The organism is Blastopirellula sp. SH421 (assembly GCF_057808535.1).
Genome location: NZ_CM173712.1, coordinates 2383408 through 2401227, shown reverse-complemented (window position 1 = coordinate 2401227; position 17820 = coordinate 2383408). Strand labels below are relative to the sequence as shown.

General features: G+C 56.2%; 17 protein-coding genes. 2 read left to right on the top strand and 15 right to left on the bottom strand.

Going from position 1 to position 17820, the window contains the following annotated elements:
• The first annotated feature begins 31 nt into the window (after positions 1-31).
• Positions 32-298 (top strand): hypothetical protein, encoded by a 267-nt coding sequence (locus tag SH421x_RS09915; RefSeq protein ID WP_488855326.1) that lies wholly within the window; start codon positions 32-34, stop codon positions 296-298.
• Here the strand turns inward: SH421x_RS09915 and SH421x_RS09910 are convergent.
• The 9 genes from SH421x_RS09910 to rpmB form a co-directional block, all read right to left on the bottom strand.
• A complete protein-coding gene (locus SH421x_RS09910; protein WP_488855325.1) occupies positions 295-1116 on the bottom strand; it encodes an alpha/beta hydrolase in 822 nt (273 codons plus the stop codon). The genes SH421x_RS09915 and SH421x_RS09910 overlap by 4 nt on opposite strands.
• Before the next feature lie 370 nt (positions 1117-1486).
• Positions 1487-2641: an aminofutalosine synthase MqnE gene (mqnE, locus tag SH421x_RS09905; protein ID WP_488855323.1), complete on the bottom strand. Its 1155-nt coding sequence runs from the start codon at positions 2639-2641 to the stop codon at positions 1487-1489.
• 101 nt (positions 2642-2742) lie between these two features.
• The gene (gene bioA / locus SH421x_RS09900; protein ID WP_488855322.1) at positions 2743-4104 is read right to left on the bottom strand and encodes an adenosylmethionine--8-amino-7-oxononanoate transaminase; all 1362 of its coding nucleotides are present in this window, start codon (positions 4102-4104) and stop codon (positions 2743-2745) included.
• 173 nt (positions 4105-4277) lie between these two features.
• Positions 4278-4565: an SAM hydroxide adenosyltransferase gene (locus tag SH421x_RS09895; RefSeq protein ID WP_488855320.1), complete on the bottom strand. Its 288-nt coding sequence runs from the start codon at positions 4563-4565 to the stop codon at positions 4278-4280.
• 115 nt (positions 4566-4680) lie between these two features.
• Positions 4681-5469 (bottom strand): SAM hydrolase/SAM-dependent halogenase family protein, encoded by a 789-nt coding sequence (locus tag SH421x_RS09890; protein ID WP_488855319.1) that lies wholly within the window; start codon positions 5467-5469, stop codon positions 4681-4683.
• A gap of 9 nt (positions 5470-5478) precedes the next feature.
• Positions 5479-6951, bottom strand: a complete 1473-nt coding sequence (gene gatB / locus SH421x_RS09885) for an Asp-tRNA(Asn)/Glu-tRNA(Gln) amidotransferase subunit GatB (RefSeq protein WP_488855317.1) — start codon at positions 6949-6951, stop codon at positions 5479-5481.
• Positions 6948-8489, bottom strand: coding sequence for an Asp-tRNA(Asn)/Glu-tRNA(Gln) amidotransferase subunit GatA (locus SH421x_RS09880; RefSeq protein WP_488855315.1), 1542 nt, complete (start codon positions 8487-8489; stop codon positions 6948-6950). Before SH421x_RS09880 ends, gatB begins: the two co-directional genes overlap by 4 nt.
• Positions 8490-8611: 122 nt before the next feature.
• Positions 8612-8902 (bottom strand): Asp-tRNA(Asn)/Glu-tRNA(Gln) amidotransferase subunit GatC, encoded by a 291-nt coding sequence (gene gatC / locus SH421x_RS09875; RefSeq protein ID WP_488855314.1) that lies wholly within the window; start codon positions 8900-8902, stop codon positions 8612-8614.
• Positions 8903-8942: 40 nt separating this feature from the next.
• Positions 8943-9221, bottom strand: coding sequence for a 50S ribosomal protein L28 (rpmB, locus tag SH421x_RS09870; protein WP_002652394.1), 279 nt, complete (start codon positions 9219-9221; stop codon positions 8943-8945).
• A 542-nt stretch (positions 9222-9763) separates the two neighbouring features.
• Between rpmB and SH421x_RS09865 the strand changes: the two genes are divergently transcribed.
• Positions 9764-11521 carry a SulP family inorganic anion transporter gene (locus SH421x_RS09865; protein WP_488855311.1) on the top strand — a complete coding sequence of 586 codons (1758 nt, stop codon included), beginning with the start codon at positions 9764-9766 and terminating at the stop codon, positions 11519-11521.
• 182 nt (positions 11522-11703) lie between these two features.
• On the opposite strand, the gene SH421x_RS09860 is transcribed toward SH421x_RS09865, so the two are convergent.
• From SH421x_RS09860 to SH421x_RS09835, 6 genes are all read right to left on the bottom strand, one after another.
• The gene (locus SH421x_RS09860) at positions 11704-12138 is read right to left on the bottom strand and encodes a hypothetical protein (RefSeq protein WP_488855309.1); all 435 of its coding nucleotides are present in this window, start codon (positions 12136-12138) and stop codon (positions 11704-11706) included.
• 17 nt (positions 12139-12155) lie between these two features.
• A complete protein-coding gene (locus SH421x_RS09855) occupies positions 12156-13097 on the bottom strand; it encodes a DUF1559 family PulG-like putative transporter (RefSeq protein WP_488855308.1) in 942 nt (313 codons plus the stop codon).
• A gap of 231 nt (positions 13098-13328) precedes the next feature.
• Positions 13329-13685, bottom strand: a complete 357-nt coding sequence (locus tag SH421x_RS09850; RefSeq protein ID WP_488855307.1) for a hypothetical protein — start codon at positions 13683-13685, stop codon at positions 13329-13331.
• Between the two features lie 142 nt (positions 13686-13827).
• Positions 13828-14763: a DUF1559 family PulG-like putative transporter gene (locus SH421x_RS09845; RefSeq protein WP_488855306.1), complete on the bottom strand. Its 936-nt coding sequence runs from the start codon at positions 14761-14763 to the stop codon at positions 13828-13830.
• A 116-nt stretch (positions 14764-14879) separates the two neighbouring features.
• Complete coding sequence (locus SH421x_RS09840) at positions 14880-16325, bottom strand: Gfo/Idh/MocA family protein (protein WP_488855305.1); 1446 nt, start codon at positions 16323-16325, stop codon at positions 14880-14882.
• Between the two features lie 89 nt (positions 16326-16414).
• Positions 16415-17488, bottom strand: a complete 1074-nt coding sequence (locus SH421x_RS09835) for a dihydrodipicolinate synthase family protein (RefSeq protein ID WP_488855304.1) — start codon at positions 17486-17488, stop codon at positions 16415-16417.
• Between the last annotated feature and the right edge of the window lie 332 nt (positions 17489-17820).

Here is a 17820-nt window from a genome sequence, read left to right as displayed (position 1 = left end):
AACCTCCTGGTCACTTCGGAGCCAATCTACCATGGATCTTTCACTGCCTACCTTTTCGGTACTTGTATCGCTGCTGGGACTCTCCGCCGTCGCAGGCTTCGTGGCCGTAGTATGCCCTACTTGTTTTCAGCGACTCGCAGGCATCGGCGGCAGTTGGGTAGATACTGATCGTTGGTGGGCGGTGCTGGATCAACGTGTGGACATTGATCAATTTGTGCTGCGACGACCTCGCCTGTTTGGCGCGATCGTGCTCGCCGCTTCGGCCTATCTCGGCTACTTGGTTTACCTTAGCAGTTAGTCAGGGGCCGAGTACTTTTTGACAAACTTAACCACCAACTGGCAACCGGGATCGACCGTGCCGCCGTGGTCGAATCCACCCATTTCGTACAGTTCGGCCTCTTTGTTTCCCAAGCCTTTCAGCATCCGCCAGAGATAGGCGTTCTCTTCGTAGCGCCCCAGCATGTCAAGCTCGCGATCGCCGGTGACCAAGATGATCGGCGGAGCGTCTTGACGAGCATGATAGGCAGGGGCCAGATCATCGATGATCGCTTGGTTGTAGCCCAGCCCTCGTTCAGCACGAATCGTAAAGTGAGTGAACGCGTGCCCGCTCAGCGGAGCAAGCCCGGCGATCTGGTTGGCGTCAATCTGATGTGCGGCCAACCAACGTTTATCCATGCCAATCATGCTGGCAAGATACCCACCGGCCGATGAACCGCTGATAAAGATCTTGTTGACATCGCCGCCGTAGCGCTGAATGTTGTGGAAGGTCCATGCAACCGCCGCCGCCGCATCTTCGATGTAGGCTGGCGCTTTGACCTGGGGGCTTAGTCGATAGTTGACCGTGACCACGGCAAAGCCTTTGTCCTGTAAGCCCTTGGGAATGGACTTGCGGCCGCCGGTCAAACCGCCCCCATGAAACCAAACGACCGTCGCAAAGTTTTTGGTATCGGTCGGATAATATACGTCAAGCTTGCAACGTTCTTTCTCGTAGTCGGTCAGCGTATCTCCCTCACGATAAGCGAGATCCGTTTCGGTCTGATACTCGGCAGCGACGACTGACGATTGCCAAGCGGAAGAGAGTAACAGGGAAAGCACAACAGCGGCGACGATTCGCATGAGATAAGTCTTTCGGCAGGCGGGAACAACTTTTTGGGTTGCGTTGTATTCAACTCACGGCAGGAGCTCTGCTCTTCGTAGCCCGCTGCGCAAGCGAGGGAAATGCGGCATCTAGTTGAATGACGAATGTCTCAATGAAGACCATAGAACGTTGCGAACTATACCGTCATTAGACATTTGTGCTTAGAGATTCGTCATTTGCTTGCCGCCGCATTTCCCTCGCTTGCGCAGCGGGCTACGAAGAATCTGGCGACACTTAAACGCCCATTATCGGCTGCCGAGTAGCGCGATTCAAGACTGCGCAAAGCATCGCGTGCCACGGCTCTGTGAGCCGTGTGAAGCAAGTTGAAATCTCGGCACGCAGCTCGATCTAGCCGCCAACCGCGACTTGTTCGCCCACGGTCCAAGCCGAAGGGTTCGACGGATCGCGCTCGACACGACGATACAGCGTGTCGCGCTCGATCGGCTCGCGGCCGGTCTCCACAATCAATCGGCGGATGTCGTCGACCGACAGCACCTCGGGCGTGGTCGCGCCGGCGTCGTGATAGATCAACTCGTGCCGGACCGTGCCGTCGAGATCGTCAGCACCGTAGGCTAGTGCTGTCTGAGCGGTCTCGATCCCCAGCATGATCCAGTACGCTTTGATGTGGTCGAAGTTATCGAGCATCAACCGCGAGATCGCCATCGTCCGCAGGTCCATCACCACGGATGGCTTCTTCAAATTGCGGAGTGCGGCCAGCTCGGTATTGTCGGGGTGGAACGCCAGCGGGATGAAGGTCTGGAACCCGCCGGTCTGATCCTGCAGTTCGCGCAGCCGAATCAGATGGTCAATCCGGTGAAATGCGTTTTCGATGTGACCGTACAGCATGGTCGCATTGGTGCGAATGCCCATCTTGTGCGCGGTGCTGTGGACCTCGAACCATTTGCTCGAGTTCGCTTTGTGCTCACAAATTTGATCGCGGACTTCCCGATGGAAGATCTCGGCGCCGCCGCCAGGCATGCTGCCGAGTCCAGCGTCCAGCAGATCGGTCAGCACCTCTTCGACCGACTTCTTGGTTAGAAACTCAAACCAGTTGATCTCGACCGCGGTCCATCCCTTCAGGTGGATCGATGGAAACGCGTTGTGTAACAACCGCAACACGTTGACGTACCAATCGTACTTCTTCTGATGGTGCAAACCACCGACGATGTGCATCTCGGTGCAACCGTTGTCGACCGCTTCCTGGCCGCGTGCGATGATTTGCTCATCGCTCATCGCATAGCCGCGGGGATCGCGAAGATCAGCCCGAAACGCACAGAAATTGCACCGATAAACGCAGATGTTGGTCGCGTTCAGGTGGGTATTGATGTTGTAGTAAGCAAAATTGCCGTTCTTCCGCTCGCGAACCATATTGGCCAGCGCGGCGACATCGTTTAGCGGCACGTCGTCCTGATAAAGGTAAACCCCTTCGTCCAACGTGAGCCGATCACCGTTTTCGACTTTTTTAGCAATCGTATCAAGCGAAATGCGACCAGTTGCAGCCATAAGAATCAGCTTCCTACATCAAATCCAGAATCAAGATCCGCTATCGTCAGAACCGCACTGGCGCAAAGATTGCAACCAAGCCTGTCTATTCTATCGAACCGTCACTCCCCGCAAAGGGCGACAGCATGGTCAATCCCCGCTTTTGCGGCATCACAAATGCGGTCAATCTCGTCCAAGGTGATCGACAGCGGCGGCATAATCACGATGACATTCCCCAGCGGACGCAGCCAAACCCCGTTCTGCGTCGCATGCCGGCACGCTCGCCAGCCTCTCCGCTCGGTCCAGGGATAGGTCTCGCCGGTCGCCTTATCAGCGATTAGCTCAACCCCCACCATCAGCCCGCATTGGCGTACCGATGCGACATGCGGATGGTCGACCAACTCGGCCAACCGTTTTTCGAGGTGCGCGATCTTGGCCGGCAACTGTTCCAAGATTTTTTCTTCTTCAAAAACATCGAGCGTCGCCAGTGCTGTCGCGCACAACAAGGGGTTACCGCTGAACGTGTGCCCATGGAAGAAGGTCTTCCGTTCGGCGTAGGTTCCTAGAAATGCGTTCCAAATTTCGGTGGTCGCAACCGTGGCGCTCAACGGCAAATAGCCGGCGGTCAGCCCTTTACCCAAGCACAAAAAGTCAGGCGTCACCCCTTCTTGCTGACAGGCGAACATCGTCCCGGTTCGCCCCATTCCCACCGCGATCTCGTCAAAGATGAGCAGCACGTCGTATTTGGTAGTTAGCTCACGCAAGCCGCGGAGATAGCCGGCTGGCTGCATCAACATGCCGGCTGCGCCTTGCACCAGCGGCTCGATCACCAGTGCGGCGATCGTTTCATGGTGCTCTTTCAGCACCGCTTCTAGCTGATCCAGATAGTAGCGACACGCGGTTTCTGGCGTGACGCCTGCTGGCAGATGATCCCGATCGGGCGAAGGCAAGCGATGAACCGAGAAGAGCAGGGGACGGAACATGTCGTGGAACATCTCCACGCCGCCCACGCTGACGCTACCCAGCGTATCGCCGTGGTAAGCTTCATGAAACGCGATGTAGCCTGTCTTTTTCGGCCGCGGATCGTCGCGCTGGCGCCAATATTGAAACGCCATCTTCAGCGCCACTTCGACCGCCGATGAACCGTCGCACGCATAGAAGACGTGATTTAACTCGCCTGGCGCTAGATCGACGATTCGCTTGGTCAACTCAATCGCCGGTACGCTAGAGCAGCCGAGATTTGTAACGTGGGCAACTTTGTCTAACTGATCGCGAATTGCTTGATCAATCTTGGGATGCCGATGGCCGAAGGTGTTGCACCACAGACTGCTGACCCCGTCCAGGTAAGCTTTGCCGTCGATGTCATACAGCATGCAGCCCTCGCCGCGCTCAATGATCAGCGGCTCATATTCGGACATCTGCGTGAACGAATGCCAATGGGCGGAACGGTCCCAGTCGCGCAGTTGCTGATGTGTTAGATTCATCGGGGTTGCAGGCAAGTTGGAATCAAAGGTCTCAGTCGAAATGAATAATCCAAGGCGTGCCACGGCTCTGTGAGCCGTGCGGAAGCAAGTAGAGACGTCACTCGAACGCACACGGCTCACAGAGCCGTGGCACGCCTTGGATTCAATCTATTGCCGTCGAGAAACGGTTCAACCTACCAAGAAATCTCGACCTTCGCGCCGGGGCGTATCCCCAGAAACATCGCCGCACTTTCACCCACGATGCACAGTTCTAGAAAGCCGCTTTTGCCCAGCACCGCGACGTATGTCATCTCTGGCTGCTGATGATCGGCTGGGTAGATGCCCAGCGTCCTGTGTTCATCACAGGTAATGGTCGTCCCTTCGTTCCGCGGCGAATCGGCTAACTGTTCATGCGATATATCGCTGATCAGGTCGCCGGATTCCGAGATTGCGGTGATGCTGCCGACTAGTTTCGCCGCCACAGGTCGGGCCTCAGATGAAGGGAGCTAGGATTTCACAAGACGAGTGTTAGCGGCGATTCTAGCCAGATTGCGCTTTTTCGCCAAGCGCCTAGTACAAGCTTAAAGTGAAGACCAGTCAACTCTTAACTTCTATTGAGACCTTACCGGCACTAGATCCCCCCATCCAAGTGGCCGCGCTGCCGCCAACGATGGAGATCTCAAGTTGCCCGCTCGAGCCGAGCAGCGCGATGGGTGAACCTGGGCTTCGCTCGCTATAAGTAGCTGCCAGCGGTCCAACGTCTCGGCCATCCAACTGGACCGCAGTGATCGTCTCCGCCGCGAGATCGGATCGCGCCACATTGGTCACCAGATTTCCCAGCGAATCGGCATAAAGCACCTCTCCCCAGATCGTATCGCCGCGACGCGAAACTGGGGGCAAGTCAAAGCGAACCGAGGTCTCCACCGGGGGCCCGACTTCGTCCCAGAGTCCTCCGGCCGCCAAATAAGCGCCGACCGGCCCCATCACGTCGCGGCCATGGAAGGTCGCCGAAACGTCACTCCGCCACAGTCGGGTGTTAGAAACCTCACGCAACTGCGTCATCTCGCGCGATGCAGCGACGACCGACAATAGCCCATTGTCGGGCAACACAAAGATCTGCCCATCCAGCTCGGCCGAAAGGATCTTTCGCTGACTGCCAACGCCGGGATCGACCACGGCCACATGAACCGTCCCGTGCGGAAAGCTGCGAAAGGTCCGATCCAGTAGATACGCGCCGTGTCGAATGTCTTGCGGCGCGACGCTATGCGTGAGATCGACGATGGTCGCCTGGCGAAAGACAGCGAGGATAGCGCCCTTCATTTCGGCGACATAAGGACTATCGGCGCCAAAATCCGTGAGCAGCGTGAGAATCCCCGAAGCGGCCATCGCAGACTTCTACATTTTGGCGGACATGTCGATGCACATTTGACGGAATGTGCCGGGATCGATATTTGGATTCTTCTTTTTGGCCTGACCGATCAACGCGCCCACCGCTTTGTGCGTTCCCTCTTTCAGGTCGGCCAGCACTTTGGGATTCGCCTCCAGCAGTTCGCGGCAAAGGTTTTCGAGTTCAGAGTCGTCGACCTTCTCGATCCCCATCTCCTGCATCACTTCTGGCGCTGACTTGCCCGACTCTAGCATCTCGGCAAACACATCTTTGGCCCGCGTGCCGTCAATCTCTTTGCCGGCGACCGCTTTGACCAGCTCGGCCAACCGCTGTGTCGAAATCGGAAACTCGTCGATCGTCAGCGAGCGTTCTTTCAGCACACGCAAAACTTCTTGCTGCACCCAGTTGCTGGCCAACTTGCCGTCGCCTGAAAGCTTGGCGAGCGTCTCGTAGTAGTGGACCGTGGTCTGACCCTGGTTGACGATCACATCGGCGTCATAGGCCGGAATCTTGTAGTCGGCTTCCAAGCGATCCCGAATCTGACGCGGCAGTTCGCCCAGTTCCGCTTTCACCGCGGCGATCTCTTCGTCCGTGGTGGTGACCGGCGCCAGGTCAGGCTCGGGGAAGTAGCGATAGTCGCTTGATTCTTCTTTGTGCCGCTGACCACGGGTGACTTGAGCCTGATCGTCCCAGCCGCGCGTCTGCTTTGGCACATCGCCAATCTTTTGCTTGGTTTCAAGCCAAACTTCGTACTGGCGCTCGGCCTCGTAAGCGATCGCGCGTTCGACGGCGCGAAAGCTGTTCATGTTTTTGATTTCGACGATCGGCGTCGCAACTTTGCCCTCAGGCGTCTGCAGATGCAGATTGACGTTGGCGTCAACTCGCAGCGAACCTTCTTGCATGTTGCAGTCCGAAACGCCGAGATACTCCAAGATCAACTTCAACTCGGTCAGATAGGCCTTCGCTTCCAGCGGCGAACGCATGTCGGGCTCGCTGACGATCTCCAGTAGCGGCGTACCGGTCCGGTTTAGATCGATGCGGCTATCGGCTTTGCCGGCCGCTTCGTCGTGCATGCTCTTGCCGGCGTCTTCTTCGAGGTGAGCGCGAATGATGCCCACTTTACGCGGCTCAAACTGTCCCTTGGGATCGGTGATCAGCAGAAATCCATCTTGCGACATCGGCAAGTCGTACTGGCTGATCTGATATCCCTTCGGCAAGTCGGGATAGTAATAGTTCTTGCGATCCCATTTGGTGAAGTTGGGGATCTTCAAATTCAGTGCACAGGCAGTCTTCATCCCCAACTCAAACGCAGTCCGGTTCATCACCGGCAACGTGCCTGGCATCGCCAAGCAAACGGGGCAAGTCTGGGTATTCGGCGGCGCGCCGTACTTGGTGCTGCAGCGGCAGAACAGCTTGGTCTGCGTCGCGAGCTGTACGTGGACTTCGAGGCCGATGACAATTTCGTAAAGCGACTCGCTCATGACAGTTCCGGTCTCCGCTGATGCCAGTCGGTCGCAGTTTGAAACATGTGGGCCGCTTGCAGCAGACGCTCTTCAGCCAGCGGCGGACCTTGCAGTTGCAGGCCAATCGGCAAGCCAGCCTTCGAGAAGCCGCACGGAATCGAGATCCCGCCGATCCCCGCCAAGTTGGCGGTCACCGTGTACAAGTCGCCCAGGTACATCGCCAAAGGATCATCGGTCTTGGTTCCCGACTCAAACGAAGGGGTCGGCGCCGTGGGCCCGATCACCAGATCGACGTTCTTAAACGCCGCATCATAGTCTTGCCGAATCAAGCGACGAACTTTTAACGCTTTCAAATAATAGGCGTCGTAGTAACCGGCGCTCAGCGTGTAAGTGCCGAGCATGATCCGGCGTTTGACCTCGGGACCAAAACCCTCGGCGCGGCTTTGGCGATACATACGGACCAGAGACGTATCAAGCTTCTTTAGCCCCGCGTCGTCTTGGGCCGCTTCGAGCGCCGCTCGTTCTTTGGCCAGTTGATCGAGCATCGCCGCTTCGTTGGTCCGATGCCCATAATGGGCGCCGTCAAAGCGAGCCAGATTACTCGACGCTTCGCTCGGAGCGATAATGTAGTAGACCGCAATGCCGTACTTGCTGTGCGGCAATGAAACATCGGTCACCGTCGCGCCCAGCGATTTATAAACTTGGATCGCTTCGCGAGTCGCTTGTTCGACTTCGCTGTCGAGCCCTTCGCCGAAATGCTCTTTCACCACACCCAATCGCAAACCCTTGAGCGGTTGCTTGACCGATTGCGAGTAAGCCGGCGTCTTGACGTTGGCCGAGGTCGAATCGTGCGGGTCATAGCCGGCGATCGCTTCCAGCAAGATCGCCGCGTCTTCGGCCGTGCGGGCCATCGGACCAATCTGGTCAAGACTGCTGGCGAACGCGATTAGCCCGTATCGGCTGACCACGCCGTAGGTCGGTTTCAAACCAACCACGCCGCAAAACGAAGCAGGCTGGCGAATCGAACCGCCGGTATCAGTGCCGATTGAGAGCGGCGCCATCGACGCGGCTAAACAAGCGGCAGCACCGCCGCTGGAACCGCCGGGCACACATTTCAAATCCCACGGATTACGAGTCACGCCGAGCGCCGAGTTTTCGGTCGAGCCCCCCATCGCGAACTCGTCCATGTTGGTCTTACCGATCAACACGGCGTCGGCCGCTTTCAACTTGGTGATCACGGTCGCGTCATACGGAGGAACAAAGTTCTCCAGCATTTTCGACGCACAGGTGGTCGTCACCCCTTGAGTGCACAGCAGATCTTTGATCGCGACCGGCACTCCGGCTAGGCGACCCAGCTTTTCTCCCTTTTTGCGCCGCGCGTCAACGCTTTCGGCCTGCTCCAGGGCAGAGTCACCCATGACCTTCAGAAAGGCGCCAACTTGTTTGTCGGCGGCGTCAATCTGGGCCAAGCAGGCCTTGGTCAGCTCGACCGAGGTAATCTCGCCCGACTCAAGCTGCGTCAGCAGTTGTGCGGCGGAGGCGTGGATCAAAGACATCAGTTCCCCGGAGTCCGCGAGTTCGGTGTTGAAGCGTCAAGAACGTTGCCGAAACGATACTGCCGATGCAGCGCTCCGCCAAGTGTAGGCCGGTTGCTGCACAGTCATTCGCCCACTACCAGCTATTCGCCCAGTACGGCTGGAACGCGAAAACATTCGTCGTCCCGCTTAGGAGCGTTCGCCAGCGCCTCGTCGCGAGAGAGGGAAGGCGCAATCTCATCGGCGGCGAACACGTTAAATTGTTCGACCGCGTGGGCCATCGGCTCGACGCCGGTTGTGTCGAGCTCATTGAGCTGCTCGACATACCCGACGATATCACTCATCTGCCCGGTCATCGTCGTCAGCTCTTCCTCCGTGAGGAGCAGCCGCGCCAATAGCGACACCTTTTTGACGTCGTCTTGAGAAAGGCTCATCGCAAATCTCCAGCGTCCGAGCAAAGGAATGAGAACAAGCTTACTTCGCCGCTTTTTCTTCGGACGGCAACTTGAACGGTTTGTGACGAACGACCTTTTTCACACGACCGCTGCGGATGCACTGAGTGCAGACCTGCATCGACTTGTGTTCGCCGCTCGGCTTCACAGCTTTCACGATCTGCAAGTTCGGCTTGAACTTACGACGCGTGATGCCGGTGATTTTGGTACCAACGCCGCCGAGGTACTTTGCTTTACCACGGAGGGTCACTTGGTTGCCGACCTGCGGACCCTTACCGCAGATTTCACATGTTTTGGCCATAGCCGTTTCATCCTGACTACATAGATCTTGTACTGGCGCGGAAACCGCCAATATAGCGATTTGGGCGTAGACAGCAACCGGCGATAGCACTTAGCACGCCAGAAAATAGGGATGCAGCGGCAGTCAAAGGGAGTCAGGTCTTATTTTCGCCCCGATATTGGGACCTGACTTCCTTTGACTGCGGCCATCCACTGCTTCGTATTTCCGGAGAAATGATCGACAATTTACCCAATCGCGGCAGATAATACACCACTATCCAACCATTAACGATTTCAAAGGATATTAATTGCCCACACTCTTAATTTCCCGTCTTGCGGCTTCGCAATCAGCAAAGTAGCCTGACACCACTATGACGCCCAGACTTGCTGACCAAATTTTGATTTCCTCTACACGGCTCTCTCCGCCGTAGCGCCGGTCTTCGTCCCGATCCTCTTCTGGATGGGCCCCTGTTCTGCGCTCCCAGGTCCGCATGGACGAAAGTCGCCTGACTTTTCGACCGGCTCGATCTCTTTCTTCGACCAATAACCCATAAATAAATACCGATGCTTCATTTTTTCCAATCGCAGCAACAAAACTTTAAAAACGACATCCTCTCGGGGCTAACCGTCGCGCTGGCCTTGGTGCCGGAAGCGGTCGCGTTTGCCTTCGTCGCAGGGGTCTCGCCGGTGATCGGGCTTTACTCGGCCTTCTTTTTGGGACTGCTAACCGCAATTTTCGGCGGTCGGCCGGGGATGATCTCCGGCGCCACCGGAGCCATGGCGGTAATCGTCGTTTCGCTGGTCGCGGTGCATGGAATCGAATACATGTTTCCGGCTGTCATCTTGTGCGGGATTTTGCAAATCGCGTTTGGCCTGACCCGGCTCGGCGTCTTGATCCGAATGGTGCCGCATTCAGTGATGCTGGGGTTTGTAAACGGCCTGGCGATCGTGATCTTTATGGCCCAGTTCGGCAGCTTTCAAACGATCAATGACTTCGGGGTACTGACCTATCTGCGCGGTCCAGCTCTCTGGATCATGCTGGCGCTAACCGCCGTTACGATGGCGATCATTTGGCTTTTGCCAAAGTTTACCCGAGCCATACCCGCTTCGCTGGCCGCGCTGTTGGCCGTCACGGTCGCTTCGGTCGTGCTCAATCAAACGCTCGACAAGTCACTGACGGCGCCCAATCAAAAACATGTGGTGATGACCGTCGGCGACATGCTGGTCACCAACGCCAAATCCAAAGCGGCCGATACGGCTCGCGGAGACGTCGAAATCGACAGCCACGGAAAACCGGTTGTCGCCGCAGATGCAGAACTAACACCCGAAGTCGCCGCGGCGATCGCAAGCGTGACGCCAGAAACAACCGGTCTGTCAGGCGGATTGCCGGTTCCTTTTTTTCTGCAATACGTGATGCCGCCGCTGACCTGGGAAACGCTCTGGATCATTCTCCCTTACTCGTTTGTCTTGGGCGCCGTCGGCTTGATTGAATCACTGATGACCTTGACGCTGGTCGACGAAATCACCGAGACGCAAGGGAGCGGCAATCGTGAGTGCGTAGGGCAGGGGATCGCCAACGTTGTCTGCGGCCTGTTTGGCGGCATGGGCGGGTGTGCGATGATCGGACAGTCGCTGATCAACGTGAACTCCGGCGGTCGCGGTCGTCTGTCAGGCATCACGGCGGCCGTTTGCCTGTTAGCGTTTGTCCTGTTTTTGTCGCCGTGGATCGAAATGATCCCGATGGCCGCGCTGGTGGGCGTCATGTTCATGGTGGTGATCGGGACGTTCGAGTGGGCGTCGCTGCACATGTTTGGCAAAGTGCCGGTCAGCGACTACTTTGTCATGCTGGTTGTCGCCGGCTACACGGCGGTGATGCACGACCTGGCGACTGCGGTCATCTTGGGCGTGATTGTTTCGGCCTTGGTTTTCGCTTGGCAACATTCCAAAAACATCGGCGCCGACACCAAGATCAACGAGTTCGGCGTCAAAGTGTATCAGCTGCACGGCCCGCTCTTCTTCGCATCGGTCAGCAGCTTCAAAAAACTATTTGATCCCGAGAACGACCCCGACGATGTCGTGATCGACTTCTACTACACGCGGGTCTATGACCAATCGGGCATGGAAGCGATCACCGGCCTGACTGAGAAGTACGAGCAACTCGGCAAACGACTCGAGCTGACCCATCTCAGCCCCGAGTGCCGCAGCATGCTTGACCGCGCCCATACGATCGTAACGGTCAATCACGCCGAAGAACCACAGTTCCACGTCACGACCGAGCGGATCATGAAGATCGAAAAGAAGAAAGCAGACGCGCCGGCGTAACATCACTGCCTGCGCCATGGCTCTGTGAGCCGTGTCTGCAAAATCTCAACAACAGGGATTCGCGGCCAGTTCGTTCAGAACTGGCCGCGTTGCGTTGGTAACAAACTGCCGCCCCAACCAGTCTCCATCCCAGCGGGCCTGAGCAAGCCTAGTCGAGCAATTCAACGGGACAAGGATGCCGCCTAACGCCTCGCAGAGGTTAAGGCAAAGTCAAACGGTCCGTCTTCGTTGGATTTCACATCCACTTGCAATTTGCCTTGTTGGGCGAACTTCACTGGCGCGGTGGTCGCAATCGTTTGCCCAGAGCAAGGATCTTTGTAGGTTTCGCCAGTCTCTTTCCAGTATTGGATGGTAACGTCGTAAACGCCGGCTTTCAGTCCCTTGTCACGGGGGATGAAATACTTGCCCTGCTCGTCGACAACGCCGCCAGATGAGTTGCCTGGACTGCCGGCGACTGCCTGGAAGCTGATGATTGCTCCCACCGCTGGTTGGCCGTCCACGGTAACTTCGCCGCCGACTTCGCGCAATTCACTACTGCTGTAACAACCGCTCGTCAGGGTGAAGCTGATGGTCGACATAACGACGAACGAGATAGCTCTGCGATAGAAATCTAGCATGACGACTCTCGTACTTATTAAGGGGCTTCAAAGACTTCATTGCCGCTGGGAGTCCCCATGGCTTTCCAAGTCGCAAGCGAAACCGTGTCCGGTACGAATCGCACGCTGCCATCGCAATTGGCCGTGATGACGCCGCCGGTATGATAGCTACGAGCAGTGTTGACCACCATGTTTTGGGCCGAGAGCACGCCCGAACAGGGAGCCTTGGCCACGGGGCCTCCAATCGAATCGCAGCGATTGGTCCGCTGCAAATCAGGCGTCGCATTGTTAGGAACATAGGCCTGCATGAACACGGGGCCCTCGTCATTCCACCAGGCGCCGCGCGGACAGCAGACGGCGCCGGGGATAATCTCGGCAAACAGCAGCGTATTGGTCGTCCCATCCGTAATATTTCGCAAGGGACTTCCATAGTCTTTGGCAAACACGCCGCGAATGTGATTCGCATGCTCCAATTGAGCCGAGTTGGCTTGCGCCGGATCGTCCTGCCCAAAGTTGCCGGCAATCGATGAGCGAGAAAAACCTTTCGACGTCGCCCAAGTACCGCAGGCGTTTCCCTGGCTCCAGCTTACGGTGACCGTCGGATCAGAAGGGCACTGCATGGCCGTATATTGGGCAGTCAGGACCGGGATATAACTAGCCAAAGGAGAACCAGCAGCACTCTTGTCCCACTGAATGACATCCGCACCTGCTGACTGCTCTAGAAATGGCAGCAGACGCACCGTCCAGGTCCATTCAACACTATCGTACCCCGGGGGAAACTGCGAGAAGGTGTCATGGTACATATGGACGGCCAAGCCCATTTGCTTGAAGTTGTTACTACACTGCATCCGCCGCGCCGCTTCGCGTGCCTGCTGAACCGCCGGCAACAACAGTGCGATCAGCACGCCGATAATGGCGATGACCACCAACAGTTCCACCAGCGTAAATCCACGCCTGGGACGAGATTGACTATTTAACATAACAAGGGTCCTACTGAAGAGAAGAATGATCGAAGGACGAGCATAAAATAGAGACGTCAATAAGCGTCTTGAAAGACAAGAGAGTGATCCGTTGTGGGTTAAAACTCCAAAGCCGATAAGGAGCCATTCAAAACCGATTCTGTGAGTTTCAAGCAGTCGTTAATTCGCCTCGAAGGTTCCGCAATGCTGGAATCCATGCTCCTGGACAAGGGGATAAGTTATCGATCGCTATCACTTCTTCCGCTCGATCTCAAAATCAAGCACCGTCTCAGACTCGGTCCCCACATGCACCTTCTGCGTGTATCCCAGGATGATCGCTTTGCCATTTGGCAAAAGATCAGGGTTCACGTTCTGCATCGAGTAGGCGTCAATCGTGACGGTGATTGCGCCGCTCTTGACACCGCGACCATTGGTGGACGTGTCATACGCGCCGTCGCGGATCTCGGCAAAGCCTGCCGGTCCGCTGTTGCCGGCGGCAGAATCGGGGGTGAATTGGATCACTCCGACCGGTACAGGGTTACCCTGATAGGTCACTCGACCAGCAACATGGTTGAGCGAATTCGCTTCTTTGCTGCACCCTATTCCCATTACTACGCTTGCAAACAGAGCACAGGCGAACCACCCTCTTTGACCTCGAGTTGAATTCTGAACCGTCGGCATGGCCGCGCCCTCTACTGGGATGCTTTTTTCGGAAGTAATCGTCGTTGTACAAGCATGAAATGGCGGCCACTTAGGGTAGCGCGACAACTTCTTGACCGTTCCGACTTGCCAGACTGAAATAGTTACTCATATCAATCGTGTTGGGCAGAAACCGAATACTTCCATCCGCGAGAGCGAAATTGGTGCCGCCGGGATGATGACTGCCGAAGGGGCCCACATTGTTGAATGCCGAGTAGACCGTGCTGGTGCTTTGCAAGCCGATGTTGATTGGCCACTTCACGCTTTTGTAGGTAAACGCGCCCATTCCGGTAGAGCCGCCGTAGTCCACCATTCCCAGCGTGTATTCACGGTATCCGGTATAGTCATTCCAACAAATCTCGCCAAAGCCGAGCGTGTTGGAAGTCCCATCCGTAATTCCCGAAAATCCAATCGAAGTCCGCACATCATCCGTGGCCAGCGTAAACAGACCTTGTGTGGCGACTTCGCCGGGGATCTCATTCAAAAATTGATAGTTCTGACCGGGCGTCGTGGGATTCTCGCCGATGGGACCCAGAACTCCGTAGTAGTGCGAAGTGAAATATTGCTTACGAGTCGCGACGGTTCCTGAATAGGTTTCAGCGGAACCACTTGGACAACGAATTCCTTCCATGGGCGCTTGCAATAACAGCGCCAGATTGCTGGTTGAATTCCAATCTTCATTTTGGCGATAGCGATCGTAAAAGGCGCCTTGCTCTAGAAACGGAGCGAGGCGAGTCCACAGACTCATCCCACTGCCATTCGCCACACCGTAGGCCGCCGCCGGAAACTTGCGATGGGTATCCGCATAGTTGTGCAGTGCGAGTGTGGTCTGCTTAAGTTGATTGGTGCACTGCATTCGCCGCGCCGCTTCGCGCGCCTGCTGAACCGCCGGTAACAACAGTGCGATCAGCACGCCGATAATGGCGATCACCACCAACAGTTCCACTAGCGTGAATCCACGCGGTGGACGATTGTGACTTCTAAACATAACAACGGTCCTGCTGAAGAGAAGAATGATCGAATAGAAATGAGAAATTGGACACGCCAAAAACGTGCCTCGATGAGACAAGCGTATTAATACGTGGGGGCAACAACCCGACGGCCTTAACCGGTGACAACCGGCAATTCAAAGCCGGTTCGGTAAGTTCCGTGTAGTAATTGATTCGCCTCGGGGTGATCGGTAAACGTTTCTGTTTTCGCATTGAAATGGAGCGTAGGACCAAGCCGGTAGGATGCGTTCGCTAATTTCAAACCGGCGGCATCTATCAAATGTTGTTTGAGATCTTCAAAGGACTGCGACGCCAGCTGGTTCTCTGAAAATCCCGGGGGCTGCCCCTGAAAGGAAGTCTCCTCGCCTAGGCGATAAGAAATATTGCCCAGGTGCGCCACTACCGCCGTCCGATGACCATCCAGCACATCCGAGTTAAGCTCCGCGCTCTTTCGGCTGCGGACGCAATCAATGAAATTCTGAAAGTGCTCCCGAGCGTAGTTCTCGGGCAACCCACTCACGGGCGCTCCTGCGATCACTTCTCCCTGCGGATTGCCATGGGGATAGAACTTCCCCTCTTTGATCACGCCGGCGTCGGTGTAAAAATCGATCGCCATCTTCAGTGAATTGTCAGGGTGCAGCCCACGTTGCTGGCAAATCAACTTTGCTTCGCCAAAATCAAACAGCGTCAATTGCGTGTTGGGGGTCTGCCCCTGGTCTTCGTACCCAAACCGTCCGCCGAGGCTGACAACACTTTGCGGTTGTGCGTTTTCTGGCATGGCCCACCGCGCCATTTCAAATTCATGCGCGCCTAGGTTTCCGATCTCCCCATCGCCGTAGTCCCAAATCCAATGCCATTGGTAGTGAACCAGATTGGTCCGGTACGGATGCATCGGAGCCGGTCCGGCCCACAGCTCGTAGTCGAGTTCGCGCGGCGGCTTGACCGGCGTCTTACTGCCGATGCTCTTGCGAGAACGGAAGATTTGAATGTTGGCGGTCTGCAGCTTGCCGTATTTTCCGTTGCGAATATCGGCCGTATAGTCGCGCCATTGCGGATCCGATCGCCACTGCGTCCCGTGCTGGACGATGCGGCCGTATCGCTGAGCCGCTTCGACCATCCGCCGACCTTCGACCACATTGTGACTGCAAGGTTTTTCGACATAGACATCCTTGCCAGCCTGGCAAGCCCAGATGGTCATCAACGCATGCCAATGATTGGGGGTCGCAATCGAAACGGCGTCCAGCGAGGGATCCTCCAAGACCTTGCGGATATCTTGCACACACTTCGGTTTTTTGCCGGTGTGCTGCTCAACGACGGCGCTGCGCGTTTTAAAGAGCCGGCTATCTGGATCGACCAAGTAAGCGATCTCGACATTTTTCATGTCGCCAAAGACCCGCATATGAATTTGGCCACGTCCATTGATGCCGGCAATCGCGACCCGGACGCGCTCGTTGGCTCCGATGACTTGCCCCGAAGATTTGGTGCCGGAGATCGTGATCGAAGCGGCGACGCTGCTGGCCGCGATTTGCTGAAGTGCCTGACGGCGATTAGGACGATGCATAACAAACTCTCTGCTGCGGTCGTTTGAAGTTGTCCACGTTCGATCCGTGGAGTTCGCGAGTTCGAAACCGAGTTCTCTGAGAGAGACCTCTAGGCTGGCTGCGATAAATCGGGCGAAACCTGTTTCAGATAAGGGCCAAGCGCCGCAAATCTTTTTTCGACTTCAGCAATCTTTTCTTCATTCATTTTGAATTCAGAAAGGATCGGCGTCGTGGGAAAGGATTTGCCCGGTCCGTAGTTGCGAGAAAGCAGGTTCTTAAAGACGCCTCGCTTCTTCCAGATGTAAAGGTTGTGATCGCGCAGTCCAGCCGGTTTCACCTGGACCATCGCAAGGAACTTGCTGAAGATATCTTCCAGCGTTTTGGGATCTTCGCCGCTTTGCTGCAATTCCCAGATGCGGGTCAGCACGTCGGCATAGGCCGCTCGTTCGGTGATCACCCCTTCCGATCCCAGTCGTGACTCTTCAAGCCAATGAAATCCTCCCCGGGCGCTAAACACGCGGCGCACCGGCGGTCGCGCCGCGAGCGATGTTTTCATCCGGCCGATCACATCCCCCGCTTCTTCTTTGATATAGCCAAAGTGGGGAAACTCTTCTGCAAGTTCGATCATCAGCTGCGGCGAAGGGATCGGCCCTTTATAGACCACGCCGCCGGTGGTTTGCAGAATCACCGGGCGAGTCGTCACCGCGGCCAAAGCGCGCCAGTATTGACGCAAGTCCTCTTCGGTTTTTCCTGAGTCCGGCGGTCGCGAGATAATCGCTGTCGGCGCTAGTTTTTCGGCAAGCTCGGCAAACTCCAGCATCTCTGCGGTGTCTTTCCCTTGAACCCCCAGACAAAGGGCGGTCGACATTCCGCGCGTCGTCTCGGCTAGCACCTCCATCCCTTTTCGTTTTTCGTCAGTCGTCAACAAGTCGACGCTGTCGGCCGACTGGGGCCAAATCATCCCAGGCGTTCCCGCCCAAGCGACAAACCGGGCTTCTTGCGCCAAGACGTCGTAATCGACTTGGCCATCTTCATGGAACGGCGTCGACAAAATCGGAAAAGGGCCACGGACTCGGGGGTCTGCCGGAGTCCTATCAGTAGCGGAGTCAGCCCCTTGGACAACTTGCGGTAGAACCGATCCAGCGGCAAGTACGCCAGCTGCGCCAGCCGTTGCGGCTTTCAAAACAGCTCTTCTAGAGATGCATTTGTTCGTCATTAGGGGGCTCCTCGATCGCTCGAAATCATTTTGCATATTGCATATTACAGTAAACCCCACTAATCCATTGAACAAGTCCAAGTTTTCGTAAAATCCCCAGAATCTTCCATTCACCCCCACAGAGGCGCCAATCCCTGCCTTACTGGCTGTTCTTAGCTGCGCAAGGGAAGATGCAAAAAACAGGGTTCAGACAATTGCTGCCCTGGAATGGTGACTTGCATGGTGACTAGCACAGGAACTAGCAGGGTGACCCGAAGAGTCGTCGCGCCACTTCTACGGTAGTTGGCCAGTTTCCAATT

Excerpts from the sequence above, each read along its gene's own strand:
- SH421x_RS09915 (WP_488855326.1), top strand. The coding sequence starts at position 32 with ATGGATCTTTCACTGCCTACCTTTTCGGTACTTGTATCGCTGCTGGGA.
- SH421x_RS09910 (WP_488855325.1), bottom strand. The coding sequence starts at position 1,116 with ATGCGAATCGTCGCCGCTGTTGTGCTTTCCCTGTTACTCTCTTCCGCT.
- mqnE (WP_488855323.1), bottom strand. The coding sequence starts at position 2,641 with ATGGCTGCAACTGGTCGCATTTCGCTTGATACGATTGCTAAAAAAGTC.
- bioA (WP_488855322.1), bottom strand. The coding sequence starts at position 4,104 with ATGAATCTAACACATCAGCAACTGCGCGACTGGGACCGTTCCGCCCAT.
- SH421x_RS09890 (WP_488855319.1), bottom strand. The coding sequence starts at position 5,469 with ATGGCCGCTTCGGGGATTCTCACGCTGCTCACGGATTTTGGCGCCGAT.
- gatB (WP_488855317.1), bottom strand. The coding sequence starts at position 6,951 with ATGAGCGAGTCGCTTTACGAAATTGTCATCGGCCTCGAAGTCCACGTA.
- SH421x_RS09880 (WP_488855315.1), bottom strand. The coding sequence starts at position 8,489 with ATGTCTTTGATCCACGCCTCCGCCGCACAACTGCTGACGCAGCTTGAG.
- gatC (WP_488855314.1), bottom strand. The coding sequence starts at position 8,902 with ATGAGCCTTTCTCAAGACGACGTCAAAAAGGTGTCGCTATTGGCGCGG.
- rpmB (WP_002652394.1), bottom strand. The coding sequence starts at position 9,221 with ATGGCCAAAACATGTGAAATCTGCGGTAAGGGTCCGCAGGTCGGCAAC.
- SH421x_RS09865 (WP_488855311.1), top strand. The coding sequence starts at position 9,764 with ATGCTTCATTTTTTCCAATCGCAGCAACAAAACTTTAAAAACGACATC.
- SH421x_RS09860 (WP_488855309.1), bottom strand. The coding sequence starts at position 12,138 with ATGCTAGATTTCTATCGCAGAGCTATCTCGTTCGTCGTTATGTCGACC.
- SH421x_RS09855 (WP_488855308.1), bottom strand. The coding sequence starts at position 13,097 with ATGTTAAATAGTCAATCTCGTCCCAGGCGTGGATTTACGCTGGTGGAA.
- SH421x_RS09850 (WP_488855307.1), bottom strand. The coding sequence starts at position 13,685 with ATGGGAATAGGGTGCAGCAAAGAAGCGAATTCGCTCAACCATGTTGCT.
- SH421x_RS09845 (WP_488855306.1), bottom strand. The coding sequence starts at position 14,763 with ATGTTTAGAAGTCACAATCGTCCACCGCGTGGATTCACGCTAGTGGAA.
- SH421x_RS09840 (WP_488855305.1), bottom strand. The coding sequence starts at position 16,325 with ATGCATCGTCCTAATCGCCGTCAGGCACTTCAGCAAATCGCGGCCAGC.